The following is a 19,063-nucleotide window of genomic DNA, read 5'->3' as shown; positions in this document are numbered from 1 at the left end:
GCCCCTTGCTATGCACTAGGCGTTAGCAGGGGGCCCTTCCTTCAGGGGGGCGCGGACGATCGGGCAGGACATGCAGCGCGGGCCGCCCCGGCCGGAGCCCAACTCTGAACCGGCGATCGGGATGATCTCGATGCCGGCCCGCTCCAACTGCGCGTTGGTCTCCGTGTTGCGCTCATAACCGACGCACAGCCGGGGCGCGAGGGCGAGGGTGTTGTTGCCGTCGTCCCACTGTTCGCGTTCCGCGGTCACCGGGTCCAGGCCGGTGTCGATGACCCGCAGCTGGTCCAGGTCCATCGCGTCGGCGGCGGCTCGCAGGAAGGGCGCCGGGCCGTCCACCCGTGGGTCCTCGCCGTCCGCGCCGGCGATGACGGTGTACGCCGAGAGCGTGCTGGCGATGTTCGGATACATCAGGACGGCGTCGACGTCGACCATCGTGCAGACGGTGTCCAGGTGCATCGTGGCGCGTTTCTGGGCGATCGGCACCACCAGGATGGTGTGGGCCAGGCCGGCGGCGAAGACCTGCCGGCCGAGGCGTTCCGCGCCCGCCGGGGTGGTCCGCTCACCCACGCCGACCGCCAGCACGCCGGGTGCGAGCAGCAGCACGTCCCCGCCCTCCAGGTGTTCCAGGTCGGGGCGGTAGACGAACTCGGTGCCGGCGAACCGGGGGTGGTGCCGGTAGATGGCGTCGGTCAGGGTGGTCTCCCGGCGGCGGGCCGGCATGGCGAGGCTGGTGACGCCGACCCGGTCGCCGATCCACAGCGACGAGTCCCGGGTGAAGAGCAGGTTGGGCAGCGGGTCGATGACGAAGTCGTGCCGGTCCATCAGGGTGTAGACGAGCCCGCCCGGCCGCTCCGAGCTGATCCGCAGCTCCTCGTGGGCCAGCCCGGCGGTCAGCACGTCGGCCAGCGCGGCCGGGTCCAGGTAGGCGAGGTGGTCGGCGACCCGGGCGCGGAGCGTGTCGCCGAGGCGGCGCGAGCGCAGCACCTGCTCGGTCAGTTCGGCGCGGGCGTCCGCGACGGCCAGCGCCTCGGCCAGCAGGGTGGCCAGGTAGAGCACCTCGACCCCGCGCTCGCGCAGCGCCGCCGCGAAGGCGTCGTGCTCCTCCTGCGCGCGGCCGACCCAGGGGATCGCGTCGAACAGGAGCGAGTCGTTGTTGCGCGGGGTGAGCCGGGCCAGCTCCGGGCCGGGCCGGTGCAGCAGGACGGTGCCGAGCCGGCCGACTTCACTGTCGACGTAGTGGGTCACTCCCGCAGCGTAGGGCAGGGTTTGGCGGCATCCGAGAAAAGAACTGTGGATGAATATGGCATTCATCCACAGTCACTCCGGCGTTCCGGCTTGCCGAACACCCACAGTGGCAACGTAGGGTAGTGAGGACATAACTTCGAGGGACCTTTTGCCGGAGGTCGCGATGACTGTCTTTCCCGCACGACGAGCCGTACCGACCGCACGGGCACTGCCGCCCATCGCGGTTCCCCACCCCCGCGTCGAGGCGCCGGGGGCTCTCGAACCGATCCGCCCCACACCGCTCGAGTGGGCCCGACGCCGCCGTGCCGAGCGAGGCGCCCGTCGGCTGGAGGCGGCCGGCGCGCGGGCACTCGGTCAACTCGACCACCTCGGGCCGTCCTGGCACGTCATCGAGTGGCCCCGCACCGACGTGGCGGACGTCCTGCTCGACCGCGCGCAGGACGACCGCGCCGGTTTCCTCGCCATCGGGCCGAGCGGCCTGTTCGCGGTGACCATCGCCGACCACGGCCGGGCCCGGGTGCTCGTCGCCGGGGACGTCGTACAGATCAACGGGAAGCGGCCCCCGTACGTGACCGAGGCCCGCCGGGACGCCAAGCGGGCCAGCAAGGCCCTCTCCGACGCGGTGGGGCTGACCATCCCGGTGACGCCCGTGCTGACCTTCGTGGGTTCCGGCGTGATCAGCGTCTACGGCCTCCCGAAGGACTGCCTGATGGCCACCCACCGGGAGCTGGACCGGCTTCTCGTGGCCGGTGGCAACCGGATCAGCCCGACCACGGCCGAGAAGCTGGCACGGGTGGCACAGCACCCGAGCACCTGGCTGAACGGCACGTACCGTCCATCGGCCGACTACCGGTGGTACGAGGAGGGCCGAACGGCCGCTGACAAGGCGGCCCACCGCCGGTAACGTCACCGGCGACGCCACGCGGCCCCGGTCCCCCACCTACCCACCGGCTCCCGCGCCGTCGCCGGCCGCCCGGGAGTTCTCCGCTGCGGCGCGGTGACCCGGCTCGCTCGGTGAATCCGTCGTTGACCGGCTAGCGTGGACAGTCCGTCGTTGTACATAGGAGGCGCGGTGGCCCACGTCGAACTCTCGCTCTCAGAAGTGTTCGTGCCCTCGGCCCGAGCCTCGACAGAGTCTGAGTTCGACAATGTCGGCCAGTGGTCCTCGACCGTCGGGCGGGCGGACGAGCCCTGCCTGCTGATCGACGCCGACACCCGGGTGGTGGCCATCTCCACCGCCGGCTGCGCGCTGCTCTGCCTGGGCGAGCCCGCCGGCCTGATCGGGCGTCCACTGCTCGACGGCGGCCTTCGCCTGCTCGACTTCACCGCGAACCGGGGCGAGCTGACCGAGGCCGAGATCGACAAGATTCCGCCCCTGCTGGCGCTCTCCTCCGGCCGGCTCGCCCGGGGCCTGCTGCGGGTGCAGGCCGCCTCCGGCGGGGGGCCTGACGCGACGGTCGACGCGATCTCCACGCCGGTGCTCTCCGACGGCGCCGTCGCGGGCTCGCTCACCTTCTTCTCCGAGGTCTGACCTGCGGCGCGATGTGGTGTTCGCCGCACGCGGCGATGCCCAGATGGGCTCGGTTCCACGCCGTAGGGTGCCCTCATGCTCGATATCACTCTGCTGCCGGGGGAGTACGCCGTGTGCCGGCTCGGTGGCGGCACCGCCCTGCCGGACGAGTTGTCGAGCGGGCTGGGTCGCGCCGACGTGGTCACGGTGAGCTGGACCGCCGACGGGATCTCGGTGATCTGCCCGGCCGATCGGTTGCCCGACGAGGCCGTGGTGGAGACCATCTGGCGCTGCCTTCGCGTCGCCGGTCCGGCGGGCATGGACGGCACCGGCACGCTCGCGGCGCTCGTGGACCCACTCGCCGCGGCCCGGGTCAGCGTGGTCACCTTCTCCACCTTCGACACCGACTACGTGCTGCTGCCGGCCGTCCGACTGACCGAGGGCACAACCGCGTTGGAGCGCGCCGGACACCGCGTCCTCGGCTGAGCTTCACCCGGCCGACCGCTCGCCCTACGATGGGCTCGGCCACCCGGCCGCGACGTATCCCGATGTCCCGAGGACCGGCCCGTGCCGTTCAGCCCACCCCGCCACCCGTCTGCCCCCACCGCGCCCGCGTGGGCGGCGCTGCTGGCGCTCCTCACCATCGGAGCGCTGACCGGCTGCGGAGCACCTCCGGAACTGCGTGACCCGACCGGCGTGCCCACCGGGGCCGGCAGCCCCAGGCCGTCGGGCCCGACCGGCGTCGCGACCGGCACGCCCTCGACCGCGCCGACCGCACCGCCGCCCGCCACCCACGCGGCCACTCCGGAGCCCGGCCTGGTGGCGACGACCTGCCGGAACGGGCCGACCGGGCAGCGGGTGGTGCAGTTGCTGCAGGGACGGGCCTCGGTGCTCCCGGACAACGTCCGGGTCCGGGTCCGCACCGGCCCGCTGTGCGCCGGGGACTGGCAGTACACCGTGCTGGAGGTGACCGGGCACGAGGAGCTTCAGGTCGTCACCCAGGGCGGGCCGACGGCTCTGCAACTGGTCACGGCCGGCACCGACGTGTGCACCATCGAGGTCCGGGCCACCGGGCCGGCCGGAATCCGTACGCTCGCCTGCGATCCATCTCCAGCGGTCGGACCGGGTGCGTAGTCTGGGCGGCATGCCCGGAACACCGCCTACGCGCTACGTCTACCTCGGCCCCGAGGGCACCTTCGCCGAGCAGGCCCTGCGCACCATCCCGGCAGCCGAACACGGCTCCCGTACGCCGGCTCGCAGCGTCGGGGAGGCGCTCGACAGCATCCGGGCCGCAGAGGCCGACGCGGCGCTCGTACCGCTGGAGAACTCGATCGGCGGGGCGGTCGGCGTCACCCTCGACGAGATCGTCGAGGGTGCGCCGCTGGTGATCACCCGCGAGGTGGTCCTGCCGGTGGAGTTCGTGCTCGCCGCGCGTACAGGCACCGCGCTGTCGACGGTCCGCTCCATCGCGGCACACCCGCAGGCGTCCACCCAGTGCCGCGGCTGGCTGCGTGACCACCTGCCCGATGCGACGGTCGTCGATGTCCTCTCCAACGGCGCGGCGGCGGCCGGCGCCGGGTCCGGCGAGTACGACGCGGCGATCTGCGCGCCCATCGGGGCGGCCCGGCACCGGCTCACGCTGCTCGCCGAGAAGATCGCCGACCACCCCGACGCGGTGACCCGGTTCGTGCTGGTCTCCCGTCCCGGGCCACCCCCACCGCCGAGTGGCGACGACCTCACCTCACTGGCCGTCTACATCGCTCACGACCGGGTGGGCGCGCTGCTGTCGGTGCTGGTCGAGCTGGCCGTACGCGGGGTGAACCTGACCCGGATCGAGTCCCGCCCGACCGGTGAGGCGCTGGGCCGGTACGTCTTCTTCCTCGACTGCACCGGGCACGTGGCCGACGTACGCCTGGGTGAGGCGTTGCAGGGGCTGCGCCGGGTGTGCGCGGAGGTCCGTTTCCTCGGGTCCTATCCCCGACACCGTTGGGTCGAGGCCGGCGAGCGGCGGGTGCCCGCGCCGGCCGGCCTGTCGGACGTCGACTACGCCGACGCGGCGGCCTGGCTGGCCCGGCTGCGCACCGGCGAGATGAGCTGACCGGGCCGAGCGCCGAGGCCCTGGGGGTGGGGTGCTCCGGAGCGCGCCCCACCCGGATCGGCGCTCAGCTCAGCAGACCGCCGAGCAGGCCACCCTCCTGCTGCTGCTGACCACTGCCCATGACGGGCGGCTCCTCGGACGGCTGCACCACGACGAAGCCCTGACCGGCGAAGCTCATGGTGAACGACTCGCCGGTGCGTCGACCGAGCAGCGTGCCGAGACCGAGCTGCTCGGCTCGGTGGTAGCCGGTCTGGAGGTTGGCCGACCAGCAGACGGCCGCCTGCGGGTCGACGTACGTCGGGGCGTCCACGTTGAGCACCACGGGAGTGCCCTTGGTCGTGATGGCGATCCGGCCGTACCCGCTGAACACGCAGTTGAACAGCCCGGACGAGGAGGCCATGCCGGCGCCGCCGACCATCCTGATGTCGTACTGCAGGGTCGAGTCGAAGGCGAGCACGCTGGAACCGTTGATGGAGAGCGCGTCGCCCGGCTCCAGGTCGATGATGTGGACGTCCTTGGCCAGCTCGGCGAGGAAGACGTCACCCTGGCCGGTGACCTTCATCAGGGGGACGCCCTCGCCGGTGAGCTTCTGCTTGAGGAACTTGCCGAGGCCGCCCGAGCCCAGCGCCTGGAACTGCACGTTGCCCTGGTAGGCGACCATCGAGCCGACCCGGGCCATCGCCTCGCCGTTGAGCTCGATCTTCAACATCTTGGAGTTCTGCAGACGCATGCCCGCCTGCGCCGACTCCTTCTCCAGATTCTCGGACGAGAACAGCTCGCTGCGCATGAAAGGTTCCTCCTGAAATGGTCGCGGTCGCTGCATCGACCGTAGGTGACCACGGCAACCGGAGGCGATCGGTTCAGCGGCGCGCGGACGGTGGGCTCGCGCGTCAGCCCCAGCCCAGGGCGTGCAGCCGCTCGTCGTCGATGCCGAAGTGGTGGGCGATCTCGTGCACCACTGTCACCGCCACCTCGTCGACGACGTCCTCGTCGTTGTCGCAGATCCGCAGGATCGGGTGGCGGTAGATGAAGATCCGGTCCGGCAGTACGCCGGAGTAGTCCCAGCCCCGGTTGGTGAGCGCGTGCCCCTCGTAGAGGCCGAGCAGGTCGGACTCACCCGGCGGTGGGTCGTCCTCGACGAGGATCACCACGTTGTTCATCAGGCCGAGAAGCCCTTCGGGCACCTCGTCGAGCGCGTCAGCGACCAGCTCCTCGAAGCGCTCGCGGGTCATCTCCACCGGCACGACGTTCATTCTGCCCGACGCGGGACCGATCGGCCGGGTCGCGCTCGGCGACCCGGGCCGTGGTCCACGTGTGTGCGGGTCGCCGGGTCAGGCGGCCAGGCGGGCGGTGAGGGTGATCTCGGCACCCGGCGAGAGCAGGCGGGAGATCGGGCAGTTGGCCTTGGCGGCCTCGGCGAGCTTCTGGAACTCCGCCTCGTCGACCCCGGGCACCTGGCCGACGGTCTCGAGGTCGATCCGGGTCACGCTGAACCCGGCGTCGGTCTTGTCCAGGTGGACCTTGGCGGTGGTCTCGACCGAGGTGGGCGTGGTGCCGGCGTCGGCGAGGGCCTTCGAGAACGCCATCGAGAAGCAGCCCGCGTGCGCGGCGGCGATCAGCTCCTCGGGGTTGGTGCCCTCGCCCTCCTCGAAGCGCGACTTGAAGGAGTAGTTGCCGGACAGGCCGCCCTTACCGGTGCGGACGGTGCCGGAACCCTCGGTGAGATTGCCCTGCCATTGTGCGGAAGCGGTACGGATAGGCATGTTGAGAACGCTAGCGGATACCTGACCTGCGGGCGACCGGCCGGCACCGAGGACCGCCCTGCGATTCCCGTCACCGTGATCGGCGGCGCGGCGGACGTGGGCGGGCGCGCGGTGTCGACGGCAGCGCCGCGACCGAGGGCTGTGCCATGATTCGACGCAGGCCCGTGACCGGCGGAGGGATGGCCGATGCCCGAGGATCTGCCCGTTCCGCGGCAGGGAGACTCGCCCGACGCGCCGGCTGTGATCGAGTGGGGCGCCGACGAGCCCGCGCGGACACGCCGGTTCGGTAATCCCCTGGTCGGCCTGACCCGTGACCCTCGTCTGCCGCTGCTGCTGGCCGGCCTCGGCGCGGTCGCCGGGATCGCGTCGATGATCGGCGAGTGGCTGCTGACGACCGTGCCGAGCGGCGGGGCCGAGGGGCCCAACACGATCGAGGTGCGGGCCAGCGTGTCCGAGATCGGCGGCTTCGGGGTCGCTTATCTCGCCGGCCTGCTCGGCCTGGCCTGCGCCGTGGCCCTGGCGCTGGGGGGCACGGCGGCGGTCCGTGCGAACGCGCGGCTGGTCGGGCTCACGCTGGCCGGCGCGCTCCTGGCGTTGCTGGTCGCCGCTACCGCGACGCTCCACGACACCGGGGAGCGGGCCCTTCTCTACTCGCCCGAGGAAGAGTTCCGGGTCGAGTACGGCCGCGGTCTCGTGCTGGCGTTCGTCGCGTGCGTCCTCTTCGCCGCCGCCCTGCGACTGGCCGGGGCCGTACCGGCCGACGCGTCCGCCGGGCCGGCTGACGACGATGCCCCGGCCGCCGACGTACCCGCGATGCGCTCCTGGCGTCGCCGCCCGGACCCGGGGCCACTCGACGACGGCCTACCCGCCCCCGCCGATCTGACGGTGGAACCGGCCACCCCCTTCGCCCGCCCCGAAAACCCCACCTAACCCCACCCCCACCCCCGCGCCCCGTCCCCGCGCCCCGCGCCCGCGCCCGCGCCCGCGCCGATCTTGCGATTTCTGTCCTCACATAAGGCGCATAAGTCGACAAATCAGCAACCGAAAGTGCAAGATCGGCGAGGCGAGGGCGGGGCGAGAGGCGCGGGCGCGGGAACGGGGCGCGAGAGGCGCGGGTGGGGTTGGACACCTGGCGGGTGGCGCGCGTTGGTGCCCGATTCGCCGGGAAGCCATGGTTGCGACCCTTTCGGCGAGGTACGGTTGCTGCCCGCCGTCACGCCGGGTCTCGACCAGGACCGCACGGCTGGCTGCGACGGCGGTGGGCGAAGGAGGAACGATGACCCGCCCGGGACTGCCCAAGCTGATCGCGACCGACCTCGACGGAACCCTCGTCCGCAGCGACGACACCGTCTCCGCGTACACCCACGGGGTGCTCGACCGGGTGCGGGCCGCCGGTATTCCGGTGGTCGGCGCGACCGGACGCGGCCCTCGCCTGACCGAGCTGACCCGCAACGACATCCGCGCCGCCGACTTCCTGGTGATGGCCGGCGGCGGACGTGTGGTCGACCAGAGCGACCCGGCCGGCCCGGTGGTGCTCCGCGACGAGCGCCTGCCCGCCGAGGTGCTGGCCCGGTTGCTCGCCGACCTGGAGGCCGAGGTCGGCCCGCTGACCGTGATGGTCGAGGCGTCCGACGAGCACGACGCCCCGCTCTGGGGTGACTACCACCCGAGCTGGCCCTACCAGGACCGGTTCGAGGCGCGCACCCGCGACGAGTGCCTCTCCTGCGACGTGCTCAAGGCGTTCGCCAGAACCGCCGACCACCACGTGGACGAACTGCTGGCGGTGGCCCGCCGGATCGTCGAGCCGCAGGTCGCCACGCTCACCCAGGCCGGGCTCGGTTTCATCGAGATCTGCCCGCCCGGGGTGGACAAGGCGACCGGGCTGACCGTCGTGGCGCAGACGCTCGGGGTCGACCCGGCCGACGTGCTGGTCTTCGGCGACATGCCCAACGACCTGCCGATGTTCGAGTGGGCCGGCTGGTCGCGGGTGGCGGTCGCCAACGCTCACCCCGACGTCCGCGCGGCCGCCGACGAGGTGACCCTGCGCAATGATGACGACGGAGTGGCGGTGTATCTGGACCGACTACTCTCCCGATGATGGGAGAGACACCCCGGCTGGTAGCCACGGACATCGACGGCACGCTGATCCGCGACGACCACACGGTCAGCCCGCACACCGCCGACGTGCTCGCGCGGATCTCCGCGCGAGGCACGCCGGTCGTGCTGGTCACCGGCCGCCCGGTCCGCTGGCTCAAGATGGTGTACGACCAGCTGACCGAGCCTCTGCCGGCGGTCTGCGCCAACGGCGCCGTGGTCTACGACCCGGTCAACGACGAGGTGTTACGGGCCGACCCGCTCGCGCCACAGCATCTGGTGGAGGTGGCCCGGCGGCTGCGCGCCGAGGTGCCCGGCATCAGCTTCGCCGTGGAGATCCTGGACAGCCGGGAGATGCGTCACGAGGCGGACTACCCGCTGCGCTGGGATGCCGACGCCGACGCCATCCGGCCGATCGAGACGCCGGAGGAGTTGCTCTCCGTGCCGGCGGTGAAGCTCCTCGCCCGGGCCGGCGAGCAGGACCCGGACGCGTTCGCGGCGCTGATCGCCAGGGCGCTGCAAGGGCTGGCCGAGGCGACGCACTCGTCGTCCTCGGGGCTGGTGGAGATCTCCGCGGCCGGGGTGACCAAGGCGGCCGGGCTCGACTGGTACTGCGACCGGCTCGGCGTGGCCGCGGCGGACGTGGTCGCCTTCGGCGACATGCCGAACGACGTACCGATGCTGAGCTGGGCGGGGCGCGGCGTGGCGGTGGCCAACGCGCACCCCGCCGTCCTCGCGGTCGCCGACGAGGTGACCGGCTCGAACTCCGACGACGGCGTGGCCGCGTACCTGGAGAAGGTGTTCGGGGTCCAGTGACCGGTCAGAGGTACTGGCCGGTGTTGTGACCCTCACCGCCGCCGGGCTGGCCGATGCCCGGCATGCCCGGGACGACCCCACCGGGGCCGCTGGGCAGCGCCTGCCGGCCGCCGCGCATCTGCTCAAGCTGAACCCGGGCGGCCATCTGCTGGGCGACCAGGGCGGCCTGGATGCCGTGGAACAGGCCCTCCAACCAGCCGACGAGCTGGGCGTGCGCGATGCGCAGCTCGCTCTCGCTGGGCGCCTTGTCCTCGGTGAAGGGCAGCGAGATCCGCTCCAACTCGTCGCGCAGCTCGGGCGCGAGACCTTCCTTCAGCTCGACGATCGAGCGTTCGTGGATCTCCCGCATCCGGTGCCGGCTGGCGTCGTCCAGCGGAGCGGCCTTGACCTCCTCCAGCAGCTGCTTGATCATGCTGCCGATCCGCATCACCTTGGCCGGCTGCTCGACCAGGCGGGTCGGATCCTCACCCTGACCCTCCTCGGTCTGCACGGTGCCGATCGGCCGCCCGTCCGGACCGACCACCACCACGGTGCCGGAGTGGCCGGAGTCGTCGGGGCCGGGCTGGTCGTTCTGCTCAGCGGTCATGGGGTCCATTTTTACCCAGGAGGTCCGGCCCACGCCGCCCGGGACCGACTCCCCTGGACCGAACCACCCGGGCGGGGCGCGCTACCGTCGCGCCATGTCTGCCGACCCACGCGCCGTGCTGACCCGGCCGGCGCCCGCGCCGGACCGGACGGTGGCGTACGGCGACCACCCCGACCAGGTCGCCGACCTTCGCCGCCCAGCCGGTTCCGGGCCGGCCCGGCCGCTGGTCGTCGTGGTGCACGGGGGCTTCTGGCGGGCCGAGTACGACCGGCGGCACACCGGACCGCTGGCCGCCGCGCTCGCGGCCGACGGGTACCCGGTGGCGCAACTGGAGTACCGACGTACCGGGCAACCGAGTGGTGGCTGGCCGGGCACGTTGACGGACGCCCTCGCCGGGATCGCGGCGCTGCCGGCGCTGGTCGCGCCGGCGCTGCCCGGTCGGGTGAGCGGGGCCCCGCCGATCCTGATCGGTCATTCCGCCGGTGGCCACCTGGCGTTGTACGCGGCGGCCACCGCGCCGTCGACGGTGGGTGGGGTGCTGGCCCTGGCCCCGGTGGCCGATCTCGCCGAGGCGTACCGGCTGGACCTGGACTCCGGTGCGGTCGCCGCGCTGCTCGGCGGCGGTCCGGGGGATGCGCCGGACCGGTACGCGGCGGCCGATCCACGATCATTGGTACCGATGCCAACACGCACGGTAGTGATGCACGGCTCACTGGACGAACAGGTGCCGGTCTCGATGAGCCGGGACTTCGTGGTGGCAGCTCGTACCGTGGGATCCGATATTTCCCTTGTCGAGCTGCCCGAATGCGAGCATTTCGGGCTGATCGATCCGGAGTCCTCGGCCTGGCCCCGAGTGCTCGATGCATTGCGGTCCCTGCACGATGATCACTAGCCATTGACGCAGCGTCGCCGAGCAGGTAGAACGCCGGAGGGGCGCTGTTCGCCCTGCAACGCTCCTGGGAAGGAACTCGGTGTCGCAGATGAATCGCAGGCGGGCGCTCCAACTCCTGGCCGCGCTCGGTACGACCGGATTCGCCACCGCGTGCGGCTCCGACACCGAGGCTCAGCCGACCCCCACCAAGAGCCCGATCAAGATTGGTCTGATCGCACCGAAGGGCGGCGGCTTCAAGTCCATCGGTGACGACATCACCAACGGCTTCCAGCTCTTCCTCGACCTGCACAACCAGCAACTGGGCGGGCATCCGGTCGAGCTGCTCACCGCCGACGAGGGCGAGACCGCCAAGACCGGCAAGGCCGCCGTCGACCAGCTCCTCAAGCAGAACGTGCTGGCGCTCACCGGCGTGGTCAACTCGTCGGTGATGGTGGGTATCCGCGACACCATCGAGGACGCCCGAATCCCGCTCATCGGGTCGAACGCCTCACCGAGCAGCCTGCAGAGCGTCGTCTACATCTGGCGTACCTCGTACGTGCTGGACGAGGCCGGGCGGGCACTCGGCCGCTACCTGCGCGACCAGCTCCCGGCGAACGGCCGGATCGCGATCATCGTGCCGGAGAACGTGGGCAGCCCGGACGTCGTGCGGGGCTTCAAGCAGGAGTTCGGCCCCACCGACCCGCGCATCGCCGACCCGGTGACCAACACCAGCCCCACCCCGAACCCGAGCAAGACCACCTACGTGGCGGACATCGAGAAGGCGCTGCGCAAGAACCCGACCGCTGTGTTCTGCTTCTTCGCGGGTGCGGCCGCCGTCGAGTTCATCAAGCAGCTCCGCGACCAGTTCTCCGGGCCCGTGTACGCCCCCGGCTTCCTCACCGAGGGCGCCGTGCTGGATAGCCTGGGCCGGGACGCGCTGGGCATCCAGACCGCCCTGAACTACTCGGCCGACCTCAACAACACGTCGAACCGGGTCTTCGCCTCGGCGTACCGCAAGAAGCACCAGAGCACGCCGACGACCTACGCGATGGCGTCGTACGACGCGGCCCAGGTGCTCGACCAGGCCATCCAGCTGACCGGCGGAACGCCCACCCCGCAGCAGGTCAACCTGGCGCTGGGCAAGATCGGCCAGATCGACAGCCCGCGCGGCATCTGGCAGTTCAACCAGCCGCGTACCCCGCAGCAGAAGTGGTACCTGCGGGAGGTCCAGCAGGACGGTCAGGTCATGTCGAACGTGCTGATCAACGAGCTGGCCACGCTGGGCTAGAGCCTGTCGGGACGAAGCAGGGGCCGGCCTCCCGTGGGGAGGCCGGCCCCTGCCGTACTCGGCGCTGTTCGGGTCAGTGCCGCAGTTCGGCGATGCAGCACTTCACGCTGCCGCCGCCCTTCTTCAGCTCGGCCAAATCGACCGGCACCGGCGTGTAACCGGCGGCCTTGAGCTTGCCCGCCAGTCGGGTGGCCTCGCTGTTGAGCACCACGTTCGCGCCGTCGCTGACCAGGTTGAGCCCGAAGGACAACGCGTCCTCGTCGTCGGCGATCACCGCGTCCGGGAAGAGCTGCGTGAGGACGCGCTGACTGGCCGCGGAGAACGCGCCGGGGAAGTAGACGATGTTCGCGTCGTCGAGGGCGGCGAGCGCCACGTCCAGGTGGTAGAAGCGCGGGTCGACCAGCCGCAACGACACCACCGGCCGACCCAGCGCCTCCTGCGCCTCGGCGTGTGCCGGAATCTCGGTACGGAAGCCGTGCCCGGCCAGGATGAGTCCGCCGTGCGCCTCCGGCACGTACGCGAAGTCGCCCTCACCCTCGTTGGTCTCGTTCGGGGCGAGGAAACGCCAACCCTGCTGCTCGTAGAACGCGTGGTGCGCGGCGGCCTCGGCGGTCCGCTGCTCGTGCTTGAACCGCGCGCCGTAGACGCTGCCGTCGACCACGAAGGCGCCGTTGGCGGCGAACACCATGTCGGGCAGCCCCGGCTCCGGCGTGAGCAGGTGCACCTCGTGGCCGAGACCGACGAGCGTGTCGCGCAGCCGGTCCCACTGCTTGACGGCCAGTTCCCGGTCGACCGGGGTGGTCACGTCCATCCACGGATTGATCGCGTACTCGACCGCGAAATGCTCGGGCGAGCACATGAGATACGTCCGCTTTCGCGGGACTCGCTGCTGGTTCACGGTCACCAAGAGTAGGTATCGTTGAACTTTGGTAACAGCCACAACCATTGCTTCCCAGAGGCGGAACGTTGCAGATAGACGCCGTTGACCAGCGGATCATTGCGTTGCTTGTCGCCGACGCCCGCGCGTCGTACGCCGACATCGGCACCCGGGTGTCACTCTCCGCCCCGGCAGTCAAGCGCCGGGTCGACCGACTGCGCGCCACCGGCGTCATCCGGGGATTCACGGCTGTCGTCGACCCGGCCGCCGTCGGCTGGACCACCGAGGCGTTCGTCGAGCTGTTCTGCGCCGGCCGGACCACCCCGGCGCAGATCGGCGTGGCCGCCCGCCGACACCCCGAGGTGGTCGGCGCGTACACCGTCTCCGGCGAGGCGGACGCGCTGGTGCACCTGCGTGCCGCCGACATCGCCCACCTCGAGGCGGCCCTCGAGCGACTGCGCGCCGAGTCGTTCGTGACGTCCACCCGCAGCACCATCGTGCTGTCCCGGCTGGTCGAATCCCCCGGCGTCGGGCCGTCCACCGGCGCCTGACCGTCCGCCGCCCGGCTCGGCCCGCAATGCGCGGCTTGACCTCAAGTCTGGTTCAGGTGTTGGACTCGTGGCGGCATGGCACGACACGAGGGGGAAGTGATGCGGGCGATCTGGCTACGTGAGTTCGGCGGTCCCGAGGTGCTGACGCCCGGCCCGGCGCCGGATCCGACGCCCGGCCCCGGCCAGGTGTTGATCGACGTCGCGCACGCGAACGTCACCTTCGTCGAGACGCAGCAGCGCTCGGGGCGTCCCGGGCCGAACCGGTACGCCCCGCCGCTGATCCCCGGCAACGGCGTCGGCGGCGTCATCACCGCCGTCGGGTCGGACGTCGACCCGGCCCGCATCGGGCAACGGGTGGTCACCGCCACCGGCGGCGCCGGCGGGTACGCCGAACAGGTCGCGGTGGACGCGTCCGCGCCCATCGACGTGCCGGCCGGGCTGGCGCTGGACGCGGCCGTGGCGCTGCTCGCCGACGGGCGTACCGCCACCATGCTCGTCGAGGCGGTCGGCGTCCGCGCCGGCGACCGCGTGCTGGTCGAGGCCGCCGCGGGTGGGGTGGGGAGCATGCTCGTCCAGATCGCGAGGCGGGCCGGCGCACACGTGATCGGCGTGGCCGGTGGACCGCGCAAGGTGGCCCTGCTGCCCGGGCTGGGCGCCGACGTGGCGGTCGACTACCTACGGCCGGGCTGGGCCGATGGCGTCCGCGACGCGGTGGGCGGGGTCGACGTGGTGTTCGACGGCGTCGGCGGTTCGGTGGCCAGGGCGGCGTTCGAGCTGTTGAACCCGGGCGGCCGGATGATCAGCTACGGGCTGGCCAGCGGCGAGTGGTCCCCCGTCACACCGGATGCCGCCGCCGAACGCCAGATCACGCTGATCCGGCCGGACGTGCCGCCCGCGCGGCTGCGGGCGTACACCATCGGGGTCCTGGGGGCTGCGGCGGCCGGGCAGCTCCGGCCGCTGGTCGGCCAGCGCTTCCCCCTCGAACGCGCCGCCGACGCGCACGCCGCCATCGAGGCGCGCGCGACGGTCGGCAAGACCCTGTTGGACGTGGCCTAGAGGTACATGCCGGTGCGGTGCTGGGAATCGTCACTCCGGACCGGCTTGTCGCCCTCGCCGAAGAAGCGCTTACCGCCGAACTCACCGTGCAGGCGATCGTCCAACTCGTCGGCGAGACCGGTCATCACCTGCACCGCCAGCATGAGATGGGTCGCCTGGAAGTTACGGCCGAAGACCGGGATGGAGGCCCAGACCGTGTCGTCGGCGCAGTACAGGCGACCGATCGGCATGCGGTTGGTCAGCTCCGACAGCTTGACGTAGAGCCGTTCGGTCGGCTCGACCTCGGTGAGGACCGGGGAGAGGACGTCCACCAGCGGCGGATTGTCCCGCACCCGCACGAAGACCATCGCCGAGCCGGCCCGGATGGTGATGTCGCCGTCCGAGTCGATCTGCAACCGCTCGGCGTCGGACTTCAACATCGTGGACACGACGGTACGGACGCGCTCCGGCAGGTCCAGCACGTCGTCCCGGTCGGCGGACGCCTCGGCCAACGCCTCCTGAAGGTCCCCCTCCACGTCGGCGTCCGGGCCGAACTCGCTGCGCGCGGTGCCCAACGGCTCGACGGCCAGTGGCTCGCCGTCGGCGTCGTGCACCAGGTAGACGAGGAAGGCCGGGTGGGGTGCGCCGTACACGTCGCGCAGCGTCCGGGACAGCAGCGGGGCGATCCGGTTGGCCTCCGCCACCGTGCCGTCCAGCCCGAACGCGCCGCCGGAGCCGGCCACCACGCCGGGCGGGGACCAGCCGAGCGCCACCATGTCCGCCACGGCGGCACGGTCCAGCCGGTAGCCCTGCGGCAGCGCCGCGTTACCGACCGCCCGAGCGGAGAGACCGCCGTCGTCGGTCGCGTCGACGCTGATCGAGTAGACGGCGTCACCCGTACCGGAGGCGGTGGGATCGAGGGTCAGTTCGAGGTGCGCGCCGGCCGGTAGCTCCCGTAGCCGCAGGGCGAGCATCCGGGCGAACTCCCGCCAGGCCTCCGTCACCTTGGCCCGCAGATCGGTGGTGCTGGGGTCGTCGAGCAGGATCGACTCCGCCGGCTCGGGTGTACCGCCGGGCTCTGAATCCGACGCCGAGGGGTGGTCAGCCGTCATGATCGCCTCCGTCCGTTCCGATCACCCTACCCACGGTCCACTCGGCTCGAATCAGCCCGGACCGGGATCGGACACCCGGCGCCGTGACACCCGCACGGGGCGCGGCGGTCAGGAGGTGGGGTCGGCGAGTTCGGCGTCGAGCCCGACCGGCCAGTCGGCCGCGAGGGCACTGAGCCGGGCCGCGGCGTCCGCCGGATCGGCGCCACGACCGACGGCCAACCCCAGGAGGTACGCGCTGACCGGCGCACCCGGTCGCACCACCTGGTGGGCGACGTCGCGGGCCAGGTCCAGCACCGCCGGAACCGGCACCTCGGCCGGGTCCAGACCCACCTCGGCGCAGGCCGCCGTGACCCAGTCGTCCAACACCGTCATCGCACCCACTCCTCCGCCCGGCGTACGTCCTCGTCAGTGTCGCAGTCGAACCAGGGCGGCGGACCGGCACCGGCCCACGGCACGTCGTGGATCGCCAGACCGGCCAACAGCGCCCGCATCGAAGCACCGGCCGGACTGCCGCCCCGCTCGGCGGCCAGCCGCAGCAGCCCGGCCCGCAGCGCGTCGACCCGCCACACTCCGCAGAGCGACTGCCGCCGTCCGTCCGCGTCGACGAAGCACACCCCGTCGACAGCCTCAGGGTGAAGGCCGAGTGCCGGGCTGTCCGCCGGGGCGGCGAGTGCCGGGGTGTCCGCCGGGGCGGCTGGTGCTGGCCTCCCCGCGGCGGTGAGGTGGGTGAGCAGGTCGCCGATCGCGGCGCGGGTGAGCAGCGGCAGGTCGGCGGCGAGCAGCGCGACGAGCGTCGTGTCGGGGTCGAGCAGCGCCAACCCGGCCGCCGTCGCGGCGACCGGCCCGCCTCCGGGCGGATCCTCGCGCGTCACCCGTACGTCGTCCGGCACGTCGTCAGCGGGCCCGACCAGCACCCGCGGCGCGGCGTCCCCCACCGCGGCCAGCACCCGGTCGCGCATCGAGCGACCACCGACCGGCAGCGCGGGCTTGTCCACCCCGCCCATCCGGCGGGCGGCCCCACCCGCGAGCACCACGGCGGCGTACGTCCCCATCCGGTCACGGTAGCCGTGCCGGCGCTCGGCCGCCGGGCGCTGCGGGGTGCCTGATGGGCGGCGGCCGTGCGGGCCGGCCGGGGCGGGGTGCAGGATGGCGGGATGGGACGGGCGACTGACCGACGGCGCGTACTGCGGATCGACCTGGACGCGGCCGACGGACGCGCAGCCGTCAGACGGCCTGACACCCTCGCTGTGGAGGAGCCGTTGGAGATCCGGGTCGGCCCGGCCGGTCCGGACCGACGCAAGCCGCTCGCCGTCACCATGCGCACCCCCGGAGACGACCTGGACCTGGCGATCGGCTTCCTGCTGACCGAGGGGTTGATCCGGTCCACCGACGACGTGCTGACCGCTCAACTCTGCTCCGGCGCGGAGACTCCGAACACGTACAACGTGGTGGACGTGGTGCTGACCCCCGGCGTCCCGGAACCAACCACCGACCCGTCCCGGAACTTCTACACGACCAGCTCCTGCGGGGTCTGCGGCAAGGCCAGCATCGACGCGGTCCGTACCCGCTCGCTGTTTCCGGTCGTCCAGGACCCGCTCGTCGTACCGGCCACGCTCCTCGCCGAGCTGCCCGGCCGGCTGCGGGCCGCCCAGCACGCCTTCGACCGCACCGGCGGGCTGCACGCAGCGGGACTGTTCACCCCGGCCGGAGAGCTGGTGACACTGCGGGAGGACGTGGGCCGGCACAACGCCGTGGACAAGGTCATCGGCTGGGCGGTGCGGGAACGGCACCTGCCGTTGACCGGGCACCTGCTGCTGGTGTCCGGCCGGGCGAGCTTCGAGTTGACCCAGAAGGCCTGGATGGCGGGACTGCCGCTGCTGGCGGCAGTGTCCGCGCCGAGCACCCTCGCGGTCGAGCTGGCCGAGGAGGCGGGGATGACGCTCGTCGGATTCCTGCGCGGCCGGACCATGAACGTGTACGCCGGCCCACAGCGGATCACCATCGAGCAGCCGACCTGACCCGGGTCAGCGGCGGCCACGTCGACGTCGCTTGCGGGGGCGGACCACGCCGGGCACACCGACCGAGGGCCAGCCGTCCAGTTCGGAGGGGGGTACGCCCCGCCGGAGCAGGTCGTCCAAGAGCAGGGCCAGCGAGTATTCGGGGTGCAGGCTCAGCGTCCGTTCCAGCGCGACCGCCGCCAGGGCCCCCTGACCCGCCCGCCACGCCGCGAACGCCAGGAGCGCGCCGGGCGCGGCGGTCAACTCCGGCTCGGCCCGGCGCAGCACGTCCGTCCAGAGGTCGATGTCCCGCTCGCGGCCGTCGGTCCGTTCCCAGGCGTGGTCGCGGACCGGCAGGTGCCCGAGGAGCAGGCTGAGCCAGGCCACCTCGTCGTCGTCGAGCCGCTCACCGCGCCGCTGTCGTCGTTGCGCGTCGCGGACCGCCGTCACCCCGGCGGAGCGTACGGCCCGCCCGCCCAGCAGGTCGCTGGCGGGCGCCTGCTCGATCAGCTCGATTAGCCGTCGCTCGGCCCGGACGGTGGCCGCCCGCAGCGCCTCGCGGGCCGGGCCGGCCACCGGCGACACCTGCGCCACGAGGGCCGCCCGATCGGGGAGGGCGACCTGACCGGCGAACACGGCCGACGCGGTCACCGCATTGGCCTGCGGGTCGTAGCGCCGACCCTCGGGCGGGCAGCAGTCCACCTCGGTGCACAGGTAGGACCACCACCGGCCGTCGGTCACCCGCAGCGCGTCGAGCACCTCCAGGCCGGCCGCCGTCAGGGCGGCGCGCACCGCGTCCACGCTCGGGGTCACCCTCTCGGGTGACCCGTAGCCCACCACGGTGGCGGCGTCCGCGCCCTGCCGGTGGATCACCCCGGCCAGGTGCCGGGCACGGTCGACCGGATCCGTCGCCGGCTCGGGCAGGTCGGCGCGGGCGGCGAAGATGATCTGTCGACCGCGCAGCGCCACCGCGACCACGCTGTCGGCCGGGTGGAAGCCGAGCAGGTACGGCACGGCGGCGATCAGATCTGCGGGCGAGCGGACGGAGAGCTTCGGACGTTCGGTCGAGGTCATGCAGGAAGGCTGCGTCCGAGCCGCGGAGCCTTCCAGACCCTGTGGATGACACGCGACTTATCCACAACTACGGAGCGTATTCCCAGAGGTAGAAGCGATTCGATGTGCTCACAGGACACCGTGGTGTCATGGGCAGCCGCTACCGT

Annotated in this window: 23 protein-coding genes; 13 read left to right on the top strand and 10 right to left on the bottom strand. The window is 72.3% G+C overall.

Going from position 1 to position 19,063, the window contains the following annotated elements:
- Nucleotides 1-15: 15 nt before the first annotated feature.
- Entirely contained in the window at nucleotides 16-1,245 is a 1,230-nt protein-coding gene (locus AB0B55_RS13130) for an arginine deiminase (RefSeq protein ID WP_357131487.1), read from the bottom strand.
- A gap of 163 nt (nucleotides 1,246-1,408) precedes the next feature.
- On the opposite strand from AB0B55_RS13130, the gene AB0B55_RS13125 reads away from it, so the two are divergent.
- The 5 genes from AB0B55_RS13125 to pheA all read left to right on the top strand — a co-directional run bounded on the left by AB0B55_RS13125 (nucleotide 1,409) and on the right by pheA (nucleotide 4,853).
- The gene (locus AB0B55_RS13125) at nucleotides 1,409-2,149 is read left to right on the top strand and encodes a hypothetical protein (protein ID WP_357131483.1); all 741 of its coding nucleotides are present in this window, start codon (nucleotides 1,409-1,411) and stop codon (nucleotides 2,147-2,149) included.
- Between the two features lie 168 nt (nucleotides 2,150-2,317).
- Nucleotides 2,318-2,776, top strand: coding sequence for a hypothetical protein (locus AB0B55_RS13120; protein WP_357131480.1), 459 nt, complete (start codon nucleotides 2,318-2,320; stop codon nucleotides 2,774-2,776).
- 75 nt (nucleotides 2,777-2,851) lie between these two features.
- Nucleotides 2,852-3,241, top strand: coding sequence for an ACT domain-containing protein (locus AB0B55_RS13115; RefSeq protein WP_357131477.1), 390 nt, complete (start codon nucleotides 2,852-2,854; stop codon nucleotides 3,239-3,241).
- A gap of 81 nt (nucleotides 3,242-3,322) precedes the next feature.
- Nucleotides 3,323-3,889, top strand: a complete 567-nt coding sequence (locus AB0B55_RS13110) for a hypothetical protein (RefSeq protein ID WP_357171778.1) — start codon at nucleotides 3,323-3,325, stop codon at nucleotides 3,887-3,889.
- A gap of 10 nt (nucleotides 3,890-3,899) precedes the next feature.
- Entirely contained in the window at nucleotides 3,900-4,853 is a 954-nt protein-coding gene (gene pheA / locus AB0B55_RS13105; protein WP_357131471.1) for a prephenate dehydratase, read from the top strand.
- A gap of 64 nt (nucleotides 4,854-4,917) precedes the next feature.
- Here the strand turns inward: pheA and AB0B55_RS13100 are convergent, their stop codons facing one another.
- The 3 genes from AB0B55_RS13100 to AB0B55_RS13090 form a co-directional block, all read right to left on the bottom strand.
- Nucleotides 4,918-5,640 (bottom strand): AIM24 family protein, encoded by a 723-nt coding sequence (locus AB0B55_RS13100; RefSeq protein WP_357131467.1) that lies wholly within the window; start codon nucleotides 5,638-5,640, stop codon nucleotides 4,918-4,920.
- 103 nt (nucleotides 5,641-5,743) lie between these two features.
- A complete protein-coding gene (locus AB0B55_RS13095) occupies nucleotides 5,744-6,091 on the bottom strand; it encodes a metallopeptidase family protein (protein ID WP_357131815.1) in 348 nt (115 codons plus the stop codon).
- A gap of 93 nt (nucleotides 6,092-6,184) precedes the next feature.
- Nucleotides 6,185-6,616, bottom strand: coding sequence for an OsmC family protein (locus tag AB0B55_RS13090; RefSeq protein WP_355048644.1), 432 nt, complete (start codon nucleotides 6,614-6,616; stop codon nucleotides 6,185-6,187).
- A 186-nt stretch (nucleotides 6,617-6,802) separates the two neighbouring features.
- Here AB0B55_RS13090 and AB0B55_RS13085 point away from each other — a divergent pair, with 186 nt between their 5' ends.
- The 3 genes from AB0B55_RS13085 (at nucleotide 6,803) to AB0B55_RS13075 (ending at nucleotide 9,526) form a co-directional block, all read left to right on the top strand.
- Nucleotides 6,803-7,546 carry a hypothetical protein gene (locus AB0B55_RS13085; protein ID WP_357171777.1) on the top strand — a complete coding sequence of 248 codons (744 nt, stop codon included), beginning with the start codon at nucleotides 6,803-6,805 and terminating at the stop codon, nucleotides 7,544-7,546.
- Nucleotides 7,547-7,892: 346 nt separating this feature from the next.
- Entirely contained in the window at nucleotides 7,893-8,714 is an 822-nt protein-coding gene (locus AB0B55_RS13080; protein ID WP_355048642.1) for an HAD hydrolase family protein, read from the top strand.
- Nucleotides 8,714-9,526, top strand: a complete 813-nt coding sequence (locus tag AB0B55_RS13075) for an HAD family hydrolase (RefSeq protein ID WP_357131459.1) — start codon at nucleotides 8,714-8,716, stop codon at nucleotides 9,524-9,526. The genes AB0B55_RS13080 and AB0B55_RS13075 overlap by 1 nt, the downstream gene beginning before the upstream one ends.
- Nucleotides 9,527-9,530: 4 nt before the next feature.
- On the opposite strand, the gene AB0B55_RS13070 is transcribed toward AB0B55_RS13075, so the two are convergent.
- On the bottom strand, nucleotides 9,531-10,121 hold the full coding sequence (locus AB0B55_RS13070; RefSeq protein WP_357131456.1) for a bacterial proteasome activator family protein: 591 nt from the start codon (nucleotides 10,119-10,121) through the stop codon (nucleotides 9,531-9,533).
- Between the two features lie 85 nt (nucleotides 10,122-10,206).
- Between AB0B55_RS13070 and AB0B55_RS13065 the strand changes: the two genes are divergently transcribed.
- Nucleotides 10,207-11,004, top strand: a complete 798-nt coding sequence (locus tag AB0B55_RS13065) for an alpha/beta fold hydrolase (protein ID WP_357171776.1) — start codon at nucleotides 10,207-10,209, stop codon at nucleotides 11,002-11,004.
- 79 nt (nucleotides 11,005-11,083) lie between these two features.
- The gene (locus AB0B55_RS13060; RefSeq protein WP_357131451.1) at nucleotides 11,084-12,271 is read left to right on the top strand and encodes an ABC transporter substrate-binding protein; all 1,188 of its coding nucleotides are present in this window, start codon (nucleotides 11,084-11,086) and stop codon (nucleotides 12,269-12,271) included.
- Nucleotides 12,272-12,344: 73 nt separating this feature from the next.
- Here AB0B55_RS13060 and ddaH read toward each other — a convergent pair whose 3' ends face one another.
- Entirely contained in the window at nucleotides 12,345-13,178 is an 834-nt protein-coding gene (gene ddaH / locus AB0B55_RS13055) for a dimethylargininase (protein WP_357131448.1), read from the bottom strand.
- A gap of 59 nt (nucleotides 13,179-13,237) precedes the next feature.
- Between ddaH and AB0B55_RS13050 the strand changes: the two genes are divergently transcribed.
- On the top strand, nucleotides 13,238-13,699 hold the full coding sequence (locus AB0B55_RS13050; RefSeq protein ID WP_354814963.1) for an Lrp/AsnC family transcriptional regulator: 462 nt from the start codon (nucleotides 13,238-13,240) through the stop codon (nucleotides 13,697-13,699).
- Between the two features lie 99 nt (nucleotides 13,700-13,798).
- Nucleotides 13,799-14,755, top strand: coding sequence for a zinc-binding dehydrogenase (locus AB0B55_RS13045; RefSeq protein WP_357171775.1), 957 nt, complete (start codon nucleotides 13,799-13,801; stop codon nucleotides 14,753-14,755).
- Here AB0B55_RS13045 and AB0B55_RS13040 read toward each other — a convergent pair.
- The 3 genes from AB0B55_RS13040 to AB0B55_RS13030 form a co-directional block, all read right to left on the bottom strand.
- Nucleotides 14,752-15,846 (bottom strand): hypothetical protein, encoded by a 1,095-nt coding sequence (locus AB0B55_RS13040; RefSeq protein ID WP_357171774.1) that lies wholly within the window; start codon nucleotides 15,844-15,846, stop codon nucleotides 14,752-14,754. The two genes, AB0B55_RS13045 and AB0B55_RS13040, sit on opposite strands and share 4 nt — an antisense overlap.
- A gap of 108 nt (nucleotides 15,847-15,954) precedes the next feature.
- Nucleotides 15,955-16,218, bottom strand: a complete 264-nt coding sequence (locus tag AB0B55_RS13035) for a DUF6457 domain-containing protein (protein ID WP_357131438.1) — start codon at nucleotides 16,216-16,218, stop codon at nucleotides 15,955-15,957.
- Complete coding sequence (locus AB0B55_RS13030; RefSeq protein ID WP_357171773.1) at nucleotides 16,215-16,898, bottom strand: NTP transferase domain-containing protein; 684 nt, start codon at nucleotides 16,896-16,898, stop codon at nucleotides 16,215-16,217. Before AB0B55_RS13030 ends, AB0B55_RS13035 begins: the two co-directional genes overlap by 4 nt.
- Before the next feature lie 102 nt (nucleotides 16,899-17,000).
- On the opposite strand from AB0B55_RS13030, the gene fdhD reads away from it, so the two are divergent.
- Entirely contained in the window at nucleotides 17,001-17,864 is an 864-nt protein-coding gene (gene fdhD, locus AB0B55_RS13025; RefSeq protein WP_357171772.1) for a formate dehydrogenase accessory sulfurtransferase FdhD, read from the top strand.
- A gap of 6 nt (nucleotides 17,865-17,870) precedes the next feature.
- Here fdhD and AB0B55_RS13020 read toward each other — a convergent pair whose 3' ends face one another.
- Complete coding sequence (locus AB0B55_RS13020; RefSeq protein ID WP_357131429.1) at nucleotides 17,871-18,917, bottom strand: DUF4192 domain-containing protein; 1,047 nt, start codon at nucleotides 18,915-18,917, stop codon at nucleotides 17,871-17,873.
- Nucleotides 18,918-19,063 lie beyond the last annotated feature (146 nt).

Source organism: Micromonospora sp. NPDC049107 (assembly GCF_040648595.1).
Classification (GTDB): domain Bacteria; phylum Actinomycetota; class Actinomycetes; order Mycobacteriales; family Micromonosporaceae; genus Micromonospora.
This window is presented reverse-complemented; position numbering and strand designations above follow the sequence as displayed.